The 12,716-nt window shown below is 45.2% G+C and carries 9 protein-coding genes; 6 read left to right on the forward strand and 3 right to left on the reverse strand.

All coding sequences use genetic code 11. From position 1 onward, the window contains the following. The 3 genes from AC2VDX_RS02790 to AC2VDX_RS02800 form a co-directional block, all read left to right on the forward strand. Positions 1–1,611 (forward strand): THxN family PEP-CTERM protein (locus tag AC2VDX_RS02790; RefSeq protein WP_486928089.1); only part of this gene is annotated, 1,611 nt, incomplete at its 5' end. 299 nt (positions 1,612–1,910) lie between these two features. Continuing rightward, positions 1,911–2,141 (forward strand): hypothetical protein, encoded by a 231-nt coding sequence (locus AC2VDX_RS02795; protein ID WP_378172756.1) that lies wholly within the window; start codon positions 1,911–1,913, stop codon positions 2,139–2,141. 61 nt (positions 2,142–2,202) lie between these two features. After that, complete coding sequence (locus AC2VDX_RS02800; RefSeq protein WP_378172754.1) at positions 2,203–2,385, forward strand: hypothetical protein; 183 nt, start codon at positions 2,203–2,205, stop codon at positions 2,383–2,385. A gap of 78 nt (positions 2,386–2,463) precedes the next feature. Here AC2VDX_RS02800 and AC2VDX_RS02805 read toward each other — a convergent pair whose 3' ends face one another. Together AC2VDX_RS02805 and AC2VDX_RS02810 are read right to left on the reverse strand one after the other, a co-directional pair. Next, positions 2,464–4,446 carry a lipoxygenase family protein gene (locus AC2VDX_RS02805; protein WP_378172751.1) on the reverse strand — a complete coding sequence of 661 codons (1,983 nt, stop codon included), beginning with the start codon at positions 4,444–4,446 and terminating at the stop codon, positions 2,464–2,466. Between the two features lie 816 nt (positions 4,447–5,262). Then, on the reverse strand, positions 5,263–6,450 hold the full coding sequence (locus AC2VDX_RS02810) for an alpha/beta fold hydrolase (protein ID WP_378172748.1): 1,188 nt from the start codon (positions 6,448–6,450) through the stop codon (positions 5,263–5,265). A 309-nt stretch (positions 6,451–6,759) separates the two neighbouring features. Here AC2VDX_RS02810 and AC2VDX_RS02815 point away from each other — a divergent pair, with 309 nt between their 5' ends. Then, positions 6,760–7,272 (forward strand): hypothetical protein, encoded by a 513-nt coding sequence (locus AC2VDX_RS02815; RefSeq protein ID WP_486928090.1) that lies wholly within the window; start codon positions 6,760–6,762, stop codon positions 7,270–7,272. 99 nt (positions 7,273–7,371) lie between these two features. On the opposite strand, the gene AC2VDX_RS02820 is transcribed toward AC2VDX_RS02815, so the two are convergent. Then, a complete protein-coding gene (locus AC2VDX_RS02820; RefSeq protein ID WP_378172743.1) occupies positions 7,372–8,667 on the reverse strand; it encodes a glycosyltransferase in 1,296 nt (431 codons plus the stop codon). A 697-nt stretch (positions 8,668–9,364) separates the two neighbouring features. On the opposite strand from AC2VDX_RS02820, the gene AC2VDX_RS02825 reads away from it, so the two are divergent. Continuing rightward, positions 9,365–11,467 carry a DUF4912 domain-containing protein gene (locus tag AC2VDX_RS02825; protein ID WP_378172740.1) on the forward strand — a complete coding sequence of 701 codons (2,103 nt, stop codon included), beginning with the start codon at positions 9,365–9,367 and terminating at the stop codon, positions 11,465–11,467. A gap of 29 nt (positions 11,468–11,496) precedes the next feature. Then, entirely contained in the window at positions 11,497–12,549 is a 1,053-nt protein-coding gene (locus tag AC2VDX_RS02830; RefSeq protein ID WP_378172738.1) for an RICIN domain-containing protein, read from the forward strand. Positions 12,550–12,716 lie beyond the last annotated feature (167 nt).

The raw sequence follows: 12,716 nt of genomic DNA on the forward strand, positions 1-12,716 counted from the left end.
CCCGGTGGCTACATCCCCGGACAACCCGGTGGCTACATCCCCGGACAAGGCTCAATCGTGATCCAAGGACAACCAGGTGGTTTCATCCCTGGACAACCAGGTGGCTACATCCCTGGACAACCCGGTGGTTTCATCCCTGGACAACCAGGTGGTTTCATCCCCGGACAACCAGGTGGTTTCATCCCCGGACAAGGCTCAATCGTGATCCAAGGACAACCAGGCGGCTACATCCCCGGACAAGGCCCCACTGTAATCCAAGGACAACCAGGCGGCTACATCCCCGGACAACCCGGTGGTTTCATCCCTGGACAACCAGGTGGCTTCATCCCTGGACAACCAGGCGGCTACATCCCCGGACAAGGCCCCACTGTAATCCCCGGACAACCAGGCGGCTACATCCCCGGACAACCCGGTGGTTTCATCCCTGGACAACCAGGTGGCTTCATCCCTGGACAACCAGGCGGCTACATCCCCGGACAAGGCCCCACCGTAATCCCCGGACAACCAGGCGGCTACATCCCCGGACAAGGCCCTACCGTAATCCCCGGACAACCAGGCGGCTACATCCCCGGACAAGGTCCCACCGTAATCCAAGGACAACCAGGCGGCTACATCCCCGGACAACCCGGTGGCTACATCCCCGGACAACCAGGCGGCTACATCCCCGGACAACCAGGCGGCTACATCCCCGGACAAGGTCCCACCGTAATCCAAGGACAACCCGGTGGCTACATCCCCGGACAAGGTCCTACCGTAATCCAAGGACAACCAGGCGGCTACATCCCCGGACAAGGTCAAGGTCCCACTGTGGTGCCGGGACAAGCTGGTGGCTACATCCCCGGACAAGGCCCTACCGTAATCCAAGGACAACCCGGTGGCTACATCCCCGGACAAGGCCCCACTGTAATCCAAGGACAACCCGGTGGCTACATCCCCGGACAAGGCCCCACTGTGGTGCCGGGACAAGCTGGTGTCATTCAACAAATGGCATCATTAGTAATAACCCTAACCACTTCTGGTATTTGGTCAAGTGTTGTTGAAGAAGCATCTGGTTTTAGTTACCTAAATGGTGTTGGCACAAACCAAATTAGTTGGGGTATCCCCTACAATACACAAGGTTTCCAAAGTGGTTACCGCTTCGATAGTTCAGGTACTACGTATTTACCCTTTAATGGCTCTTACTTTGCCTTAGGGGCATTTACGCATTACAATTACCCAATTTCCGGATACAGCATCCGTTCGGCTAATTTGAAGTTAACCCTGAATATTAATGGGACGAATGTAGAGTTTAACTTCCTGTTCAGCCACAATGAAACACAGAATGAGGGTGTTAATGGCGTTTGTCCTGTGACCCCCGGATATGCTCCGCCGTGTCCAGATGTCATCGCAATTGCCAACGTACAATCCCAAGAGAGTGTAATGATTAATGGGAAGCAGTACGTTCTATATATTTTAGGATTTCTCCAAAACGGTCAGATTGTTAATCAGTTCATCACCTTTGAAAATCAGCTAAACAGCGCCCAATTGTTTGGTCAATTAGTGGAAGCCCAATCACCAGTTGCAAGGCCAATAGCAGTGAACGAAAATCCAAATCTGAGATCCTACAGATAAGATAGACAAGCTGTAGCTAAACCTTTTTTGGGGGTGGGCATTGCCCACCCTTTATGTTAGATGGGTGCTGCCTATATCTTCTAATTAGAAAACCAACAGTGGTAGCTGGTGCAGAAACTCCAATCTGCCTACCTCTAGGATAAAGAGCGCTTTGGTTGCATTGTCGCCAGACATAACCGAAGATAAAAGTAAATAGTCTTTCAAGAATTAAGCCACAAAATCATTTTCTTACTGCAAAATATTGGATTATCTACTGCCGTCAAAATAGACTGAGTTTATTTTTCAATTCTCATAAATCTATGGTTTTTAAAATTTTCCATGCCAAGAAAGTCAATCAGTATAAATATATACCAGATCCAAACCCGGTATTTCCATTCTGCAATGTTCCTGATTTCCTGAATGAACCACTGTATGAATGTCTTCTTAAATACAGCGAAACTTATGGTGATGTAACTTTATTTTGGATATTTTCTCAACCAAATATTCTCATCACTAGTCCAGAGCTTCTGGAAAAGGTGCTGGTGACTTAACATGAATGATTATTACAAATAAGTCCCCAGGGATGCGGGAAAACCAGCATTGCGTAGCGATATGTTTATTTCCAACGGTGCTGATGACTGGGTTTGGAAACGCCAGGAGCATCAATTTTCTCAGAGCAATCGGGATGCACAATTTGATCGCCTCCTACCGGAACAGTGGCGATCGCTACTATTTAGCCTTGAGCCAATACTTCTCGGAGCGAGCCGCCTAACCCACCGACAGAATTACTTATAGGGAATAGGGAAAGGGGAGTTAAATTCTCCCCTTTCCTGCAACGACAGATATTAACCGAAAAGTATTGAGCCACAATCCTTAAATGTTGATCAGCGACCTGATGTTATTGGCATCATAACCAAGTTCTGCAAAGTCTTTCCTGTGACCCAACAAAATTGTTCTCAATTCTTCTGGAATATCTCCGTCTTCATTCTTGAGGATATATCCATACTTAGTTGCGGTTAATACGTTAGCTAGGTAAAGCAGTTCAATCGCTTCAGATATAGGGGGAGCGATCGCTGGATCGTCCTCACTACCAAAGCTGCCATTACGCATTCCCAGCGAGCTATAAGCAATTTCTCCTCCATCGTCAGCTTGACCATCGTTGACCCATGAGTGCCATAGAGTGAGGTGGAAAATCACATAACGGCAGAACTGCTTCAAGTTTTCAATATCAACGACGTTCGGCTGGTCGGATTGAGTAATGGGTCTGACAGCTTTTAAGACTCCATTAACTTTGTACCTGGGAAGAGCTGGTTTGTCCAGTTCGTTGACATCGTACCATTCGTAGTCATCGGTACCTGCTTTTGGGTTGTTTTCTTTAGCAGGTTCATAAGCAACGCTGTGTTCTACTATGTCATCAGATAAACAGCGAATCTCTACCCATTCTTTGACGATTTCATCGTAATGTTTCTCAAAGAAAACATCAGTATACTCGGTTAAAATGTTCCAATAGAGATTGGCAACCTTAGCATAGGTGTGTGAATCTGTTAATGGCTGACGAGGTTTCCAACCCTTCCAGTCCAGCTTCGACATCACTTCATGGCATATCTGATTAATGGAATTGTTGGTTAAAGGTCCGGCGCTGGTGACGTAGCCTATCTCTGATACCAGAACCGTGTCAGCTCGCTGATTGATGTTGATCACGCTCTTGACATGGGGAATCAGCATCAAGCGTACAGGATTTTTTCTCAAATTGCGGAAGGCAGCAATAGTATATTGCTCCATCTGCAAATGACCTTTTATATAATGCTCTATTAACTCCGCAGCGAATAAGTAATTTGTTCGGAAAATTCGCTTAGCCTGGAGCCACTTTTCCCCGTCGTTTGGAGTATAAGTTACTGACTCTTTTAGTGGAGAAAAAGGAGCGAAAGAATCGGGATATCGGCTTTGGACAGTGATGGCAGTAGGGAGCATTTTGCCATCTTTCACCTCAAAAATTGCTTCTACGTTGTTGAGGTCGTGAACTTTATCTTTTTCGTATGCATCCCAATTGAAAGTCATTTTATATTGATTGGGATTATTTTTATTGCGCTTGAGCAGGCAGGGATTCATGCCATTCAAAACCCGCAATCCGAAGTATTCATCGCTTCTGGTGTAGCCGGGATTTTTTTGTTCTAGCTGTAGTGTTAAGTTAGGTGGATAAACAGTTTGAAGTTCTGCTAGGGATGGCTTATTTGGGTTCAGAGTGTTTTCTAAAAGTTGCTTTACTTTTATAGGTGTAAAAACATTTGCTGCTTCGTATCCTTTGAGTTTGCGACCGATAGCATCCTCATCAGGACTACCTTCTAGCTCCGTGAATAACACCCGTGGAAATGGCGAAGATGGCTTATAAACCCAGTAGGGAACTGTACAGGTGCCAAAGTCGTACACTTGCTGCGTAACGTTGTCTTGCCCTTTAATTATGTAAGCTACCTTTCTGGAAAGAACCAGCTCGTTATTAGCGTTGAAACCAGAGCGTATTTCTATAAGTCTTAATTCCAAATCGGGAACATCTTTGAAACCAGCAGTGGAACCAGCATTTTCTGGATCGTAGTAAATCTCAAACTTACCATCTTTGTCGGTAATTCCTTTTCCCAAGTAGTCATCCGGCTTGCCGATATCTCGATCCCACAGCTCTACTTCTATGTTATGCAAAGGCTTATTATTGTCGGCGAATACCAACTGACCTACAGCTTTATGCAACGAGGATTGTTGTTTTTCTGTCTTTTTCTGAGCTTTTTGTTTTCCTACTGACGTGTTGAGTAGCTTGATCATCGCCAGCTTAAATACTTCTTTGATAAGTGTGGTGGTCTTTGTCATATTTATGATCCTGATAAAGGTTGATTATCTGTTTAATCCGATTTGGCTTTACAAAAGTTCTTTTCCAATAGGTTCCAAGCTGGGAATATTGTTTGCGAACTTCCCCCATTGTAGCCTTCTGGCTGGGGGTAGGTATTACTTGTAAAGCTTTAGTTGCTCAATGGATTAAGGATATCTCACTTGGGATAGATTTGCTCTGCTGAAGTTGATGCATATAAATACTATAAATTTTTTGATAAATTTAGGAAAATTTACTTAATTTTAATTTTTACTTAACTTTACATTTTTTGATACCCGTACATAGCAAATATAAAATTTACTTATTTTTACAATGTGACAGAAAAAGAATAACTATAAACACATACTGATTTTCAGATATCTGCTTATTGCATCCTGTTCCCTCCGTAACGCTATGATGCCTTGAGCTAAACCAAAAATTATTCCTTCAAGCCATATTAACAACAAGACGGCTAAAGTATAATTTTTAAACCAGTAGGAAAAGTAGGTTAATAGAATTTTGTGTGGAAAAATTTATTAAATTTTTGTCAAGAAGTAGTAGGATTATAATCCTAGCACTTTAAAGAATTTTTAAAGCGACACAAATATAAAATCCCAAATTTAAAGTCCTCAAGCTCCATCCTGTTGTGGGTGGAGCCAATGTAAAATCTAAAATCGATTGAGAGGAAGTGATGTGTAGCAGTAATTTGGTAAATTGCTACAGCCGCAAGCGCGATCGCTTCCCTGAGCAGAACGTCACCAGCTAGAAAGTTGCCATTGATGTAGAGCGCGATTCAGGAATTCTCGCACCTCGTCGAATCAGAAATAATTTGGAACTGAAGGTACGTCAGCCGCTTCCTCTATGTTGCTCATATTACCGCAATCGATCGCGCCACTAGCGAGAAAGCGAAAAGTTTCCTGGTAAAGACTCTTCCAAAAGCGATTAACCATTCCCTGGCTGACGTCAAAAGGGTTTACCATCGGGTGAGGCACTAAGTCGCTCTCAGGATAGAGATAGCAGCGATGACCCTTGGCATCACCACCCATAGAGTTAAAGAATTGCTGGATAACCTTGTTATCCGTAGCGTCATCGTTTTCTGTCAGCACAAAAAAGGTGGGAATGTTCTTTAAGTTTTGCAAGTTCTGCTGACTGCGGACAAAACCACCAAAGTAGTTAGCTGCTGTCAAGCAGCCTACAGGGAAGCTCACACCTTGCTCCCAGGAGAATTCTCTGACATCTAGCGGTCCTGCCAAATTTATATACCGCTCTCGCATTTCATCGCCAACTTCCAGCAAGGGAGCGTAGGAAACAACCTTCTTGACTCGGTTGGGTTGAGCTGCGGCTAGAGCCAAAGCAACCGCACCTCCTACTGACAACCCTACTGTATAAATTGGTCCCGGCATCGCCTCCAGCTCTGCCAAACGCTGTTTAGCGTCATTGAGGTACTCCATGTGGGAGGAGGTGAAATAGCGCTGAAACTCTCGGTCATTGCGCCGTTCAATTGCTAATGTCATATCCACCAGACGGGGAAAACGTAGACCGATGCGAGCAATTAAAGACCCCATTTGGCGAACGGTTGGTCGCTGCAACTGCGAGGGGCTATCCTTAGCAACAATATTAGAGAGGAAACTATGGATAACTGGATCTCGCGCCATTTGTTCGCGGATCGGGTCGCGAAATTCCGGCTTGAGGTCAATTTGCGCCCAGTAATTATCGGCTGGCACGAAACAATGCCCGGTTAGGGGAACCTGGTAGATGTTGAAGCCGTTACGATACAGGTAGTCTGCCAATACCCACATTTGGGTTGGTTTGGCAGCAAAGCCGTGGAAGATCATCACCGTACCGCGAATCGGCTCTCCTGGTTCGTGAATCTGGTAGTAGGGTCCAGCGCCTTCTCGTTTGTCTGGGTGAAAATACCATTTGAGGAAGTATGCCTCAATTGCTTGTTTAGTTTGGGCAATTTGTTCGTTAGTTGGGGTGAAATAGTTATCTAAATTGGTTGTCATAGAGGCAGCCTCAAAATACTTGCAATCTTTATAGATGTAGCTGTAATTTTACCAACATAACAATAATTATTATTTAACAAAAGTTTACAGTATAAAATTAATTTTATCGAGTTTTATCCCTTTTCCCTATTGACAAGTTTAAATTAAGCCAGCAAGATTTAATCATTCCAATAGAATTTAATTGCCAACCGCAAAAGTTGACCTTGGCTAAGTTAGAAAACTGGGTCTAAAAGAAGACAAAGACAACCGGAAAAAAAACTTATGCTCAATCAAGTTACCTCTCAAAGCTTATCATTAGGGGCTGATTCCGTGACTGTAATTAACATAGATGCAACAACCAACAACAAAGAAAATTCAGTCGTCCAGTTCTTAACAGCAGGAACCTATGAAGTAAGAGTCGTCGGTACATCAGAAGGGGGAAGATATGATGCATGGAGTCTTTGGAATTTTACTACTGGATGCGACGAAAAAGGAGAAAACTGCATCACGGGGTGGGTGAATGAATATAACATAATGTCAAGTGAATTTACCATCAATATTCCCAGTAGTGGTAAATATTCAACAGCCGAACAGGCGCTAGCTTTGGCTCAAAATACATCATTTACCCTGACATCAGATGCGAACGTTAACTTTTTCATTGGCGACGATATTCTCCCAGATAACCGAGGAGGAGTGTCACTAGCGGTGAAAAAAGTTCGTGAAGCCTCTGCTTACCCACAATTGAAGACTGGGTCATTGGTTCTGATACTGATAGTGTTACTTACGGTAGGGGTAATTTGGCTTTTGATTAACTTGATTACTTCCAATGCTACATCCAGTTAGGAGCGATCGCTCCTGTGGGGAAAGAGTGTGACTACAAGTCTTCAACCAATAAAGTTAAAACCTTTCTCCACGCATACTGAAGCGCCAAAAGTCAACAGCCTACTTCCTACGGCTTGAGGTTTCGTTGTCTAAATACGCTTCGATTGCATCGCCAGCGGCTTTGGTACCATCTTCCGCCTGTACCAAACGACCGACTTCTGCCGCACGAGCTGCATAAGTGGGGTCAAACAGCAGATGTTTGAGTTCGGCGGCGATCCGGTCAGCGGTACAATGCTGACGGTCGATGGTTCGCGCTACCCCCAACCGCACCAAACGGGCGGCATTATCCGGCTGATCGTAAGCGCAGGGAACTACTAGCATGGGACGACCAGAACGCAGCGCCTGCGCGGTTGTGCCGACACCGCCGTGGTGGACAATTGCCGCCGCACGGGGAAAGAGTGCTGAGTGGGGGGCGTAGTCAACTGCGATCGCTTCTTCAGGCAGATAGTTTGGGGGAATATTATCCGCCGCATTTCCCATCAGCAAGATTGCTCGGTAGCCTAACTGGTGGGCGGCAATAGCTCCCTCTAAATAAAAGTTCCCTTGCGTCCACACTACTAGAGAGCCTAAAGTGAATACAATTGGGGGCGGTCCCGCTTGCAAAAACTTCTCCAGTTCGGGAGACAAACCTTGCTGCTGTTGGTAGTTATATAAAGGAAACCCGGTAATCTTCGTTTGGGGAGGCCAATCGGGTTGCGGTTTTGCCAGAAGCTGGGAGAATAGACCAAGTACCAAATCCGGTGAATGCTGACCTTCAAAAAAGGGATCTCCACTCGGTGGTAAACCGAGTTCAGCTCGCAGATGCCGCACTGCTGCGCTCCAATAGCGTGCCTGCCACCGGAAAGATCGATACATAGCATCGTTGGCAACCAATGTCATGGCACGTTCGTAAGCTGATGTCGCTAGAGCAAGGCTGGGAGCATCGTAAACAGACATCAACGAGGCAGGGGAGAGAACAGTCGATACTCTAGGAGTCCCAGTTTTTTCAGCCGCAACAGTTGCTGCAAAAGCCAGATGATGCGTTATCACTAAATCCGCTTCCCCTACTGCTGCGATTAAGTCGTGGTAGGTTGCCCGCAAATGAGGCGCGATTAGGTAGCTGATACCGTAGTCCAGAGACTGCTGGGAGTATGAGAGCAACCCGATAAACTCTCCATCTTGTTCGAGATTGATTGCTCCGCTTGGTCTGACGGCAAGAAACTCAATTCCTTCTGATTCGATGATATAGCTATACAGTGGGCTGCTGGCAGCAAGAACAACACGATATCCCCTGGTTCGCAACTCTTTGGCGATCGCTACGTAGGGATATAAATCTCCCAAAGAGCCAAAGGTAGCGATCGCAATATATTTGCTCATTCTTCTGCCCTTGGCATACTACATGAAACGTTGACTTGATGAAGTATCATATTTTACAATATCTATCCTTTTTAGATTAACCATCTAGTTGAGTTGTACTTTCCTACTTTTCCTACTTTCTGTACCTATTATTTTTATGTCCTAATTTACATACATTTGACGCATTTATCCACCATAAACTTGAAGGTTTATTACTAAAAAGACTTTACTATAACATAATAATATGTTAAGAGTATTATCTAAAAGAATCTAAAAAACTTATTCTCAGAGGAAAAACGATTGTACCTAGTCCCATTATAAGGTGGTCGAGTCGGAGCTATTTTCCGATAAAATGCATTTTAAGAGTAGCCTCGTGCTGAATATGGCAGGCAACAATCCGGAACCTTTGAATAGATTTATTTATCCAGGCAAAGGTACTAATGTAAATTAACTTAGCAATGAACAAAGTATGTAGAGATAATTATAAAATTTTATGTATATTGATTTGTTGTAACGAAAGATTGACTTAATTTTGATGGGTAACGTTCGCACTCTAACCAAGCTACAAATAATTAAGATGGTCTACTAAATGTTGATAAAAAGAAGGAGCGATCGCTTCGTATTAGATATTTAGAGAAAGGATTTTAAGTTTAAATAATGATTATTTTACACTCAGCAAGCCGCCCAGCAAAAAAAAATAATTTAATCGAGGCAATTTATGATGGTAAATTTACATAAAAAAGAAACTTCCATCGTCTCTATTACAATGTTCCTTGCCCTCGCTGCTGTCACACCAAAGTTTCTAGAAGCAGCCCTTATTCTCAATCCTGTGCTGGCTCAATCTGCCCCACTCTCTTTCCAATTGCCCACATCTGTACCCCGTGGCACAACAGTGCGGATCGATGGATCGAGCAGCATGGAAAAAGCTAACAAAGCCCTAAAACAGCGTTTTGAGAAACAGTTTCCTGGTACGAAAGTGGAAATCGAAGCGGGGGGAAGCGATCGCGCGATCGCTTCCCTGCTGGATGGAAAAATCGATCTAGCTGCCATCGGTCGTCCTCTGACTAAGCAAGAAAAAGCTCAAGGACTGGTGCAAGTTCCCTTAAACAGACAAAAGATTGCGCTGATAGTTAGACCTGATAATCCTTTTAAAGGAAGCTTGAGCTTTGAGCAATTTGCTCGGATTTTTCGAGGTGAAATTACCAATTGGTCTCAGGTTGGAGGTGCCCCTGGGTTAATTCAGCTGATCGACCGCCCGGACGGTAGCGATACTCGGCGGGCGTTTCAAAGCTACAAGGTGTTCCAAACCGCTCCCTTTAAGACAGGAGCAAAAGCCAAGCAGATCCCCAAGGGTAGTACAGCAGAAGTCATTAAGCAACTAGAGAAAAACAGTATTACTTATGCGATCGCCGACCAAGTGCTGAAGCGGAAGGATGTGCGAATCGTCCCCATGCATGGAGTCTTACCCGATAATCCCAAGTATCCTTTTTCACAACCCCTGTCTTACATCTACAAAAAGCCAAATCCCAACCCCGCAGTTTTAGCATTTTTGGGCTACGCTACCGATCCATCCAATCAGCAGATCGTAAAAGGAGCGATCGCTGCTACAACTACTGCATCAAGCGTGACTGTTGCTAGCAACACAGCACAGATAGACACTGCCAATAGTAGTGCAGAAACTGCTACTGCACCAAGCGCGAGTGCTTATAGCAACACAGCACTGTTAAACGCTGCTAGTAGTGGTGCAGAAACTGCAACTTTAGAAGGGGGATTATCCTGGTGGTGGCTTTGGCTACTGGGGATTCCAATATTAGGAGGGTTCCTCTGGTGGTTACTAAAAGATCGACGAGTAGCGATCGCCTCCATAGCAGACACTACTGTTGCTGCCACTATACCAGCAACATCTGCCGCCACCCCAACGCCTGCCCATAGCATCCTATTCTTAGTGCCTTATGACGGCAAAAACGCCTACGCTTATTGGAAAATTGCCCCAGACCAAATCGAGGAACTCCAGCGCCGAGGGGGACAAAAGCTCGTGTTGCGGCTGTATGATGTCACCGACATCCCAGACCTAGAACGCTACAACCTCCCAAGCCTACAGCAGTTCGGCTGTCAAGTTCAACAGGATTATTTGCTCCTTACCCTACCAGCCGAGAATCGGGATTATATAACCGAGTTGGGGTACCTCACCCAAGTAGGAAGTTGGCTACCGCTGACTCGCTCCGGGACAGTGCAAGTTGCCAAGAGCGCACCCACAGGCAATATCCTCACCCTAGAAAACAGCAGCTATGGGGGCACAACTCAGCTCACCCAAGCCACAGACACCGCCGTGGTAGCGACAACCACCCCATCTTGGTACACAAGCGAACATCACTCACCAGTCCCATCCCACAGCCGCCTGTTCTTGGTGCCTTATGACGGCAAAAACGCCTACGCTTATTGGGAAATTGCCCCAAGGGAAATCGAAGCCCTCCAGCAACAAGGGGGACAAAAACTGATGTTGCGGCTGTATGATGTCACTGACATCCCAGACCCAGAGAGCCACATCCCCCACAGCCTACAACAGTTCGACTGTAAAATCCCAAACCAATATTTGCTGATTAACCTACCAGCAGAGAACCGAGATTACATAGTCGAGTTGGGGTACCTCACCCAGGCAGGAAGTTGGCTACCACTGACTCGCTCAGGGATGGTGCGAGTTGCCAAGAGCATCCCTACAGGCGATGTCGTCCTGCTCTTGGTGCTTCGCGATCGCCAAAATGCCTACACCTATGGGGAAATACCCCCAGTGGCAATAGAGGCTCTCAAGCGCCACGGGTAGAAAAGCTAACGCGGCAAATCTACGCAGCCATGAATATGGACATGGACTCTGAGGCTGTCCGTATATCAAATGTTGACTTAATTATCAAAGGAGCAAAAATGATTTCACAGGGTACTGTTCAAGAGCAGTCTAAAAGTGGCTACTTTCTGATCAGAAGTAAGCTCAATGGCTTCGTGCTGGATGTTGCAGGTAACAACCCGGAACCTAAAACCAACCTAGTGGTTTACCCAGCTAAGGGTACTTATGGAGAGCCGAATCAGCAATGGCAAATTACTAAGGATGGATTAATTAAAAGTAAGCTCAACGGCTTAGTACTGGATATTCCAGCAAGCAAAAGAGACCCTTTTACCCCCCTGATTATGTACCCAGTAAACGGTGCTAACGGTACGCCCAATCAGCAATGGACAATTACTGAGGATGGGTTGATCAAAAGTAAGCTTAATGACTTCGTACTAGATATCCTAGGAAGTATTCCGGAGCCTTTGACCCCCATTGTTATGTACCCAGTCAACGGTACTCACGGTACGCCGAATCAGCAATGGGAACTTGTTCCCGTTCCAGAAGAAACTTCGCCAGCATCAGTGTCCTTCCTAACACAAGGACCAAAAGGCAGCTTTATCAATGCAACGAATTTTGACATCCGACCAAAAAAAGAAACGCCTAAATCGAGAATTAAAACTGTGCGTATTCATGCTGCTTGGGCTATCGACAAGATTCAAGTTCAATATGAAAATCTGGCAACCAATCCACCTGAGACATACGAGTCAATAGCATATGGTGGATCGGGTGGTCAACTTGGCGAATTTAGCCTAGAAGCGGGAGATTATTTGACAGGAATTTTAGGAACCTGGGGGAAACAAGCCCCTAGTTATCCACAACAAGATATTGTCAGCTTACAGTTTCAAACCCATAAACAAGTTAAATCACAGGTATTTGGCGGAGGAAATAGCCAAAAGGAAGTTGAACCTTTCTCTTTTGAAGCACCTCAAGGTTACGAAATTATAGGCTTTTTCGGTGCCTATAGCGGCAATCTTGATGTGTTAGTTCGCCTGGGTGTTTATCTCAAAGCGATCGCCCTGTAACCCTGACAGAATGACAACCGTCTCAAAAGCTCGCTTGGGTGGGGATTGAAATAACTTGTAGAAAAAAATAAGCTTGATCTTGTCAATAACCCCACCTAAACCTGTTTTCAATGACAGCTAAAAAAATCTGACTCGGTTGGTATCCAATAGCTTGAATGTTTTGATTC

The organism is Coleofasciculus sp. H7-1 (assembly GCF_057473865.1).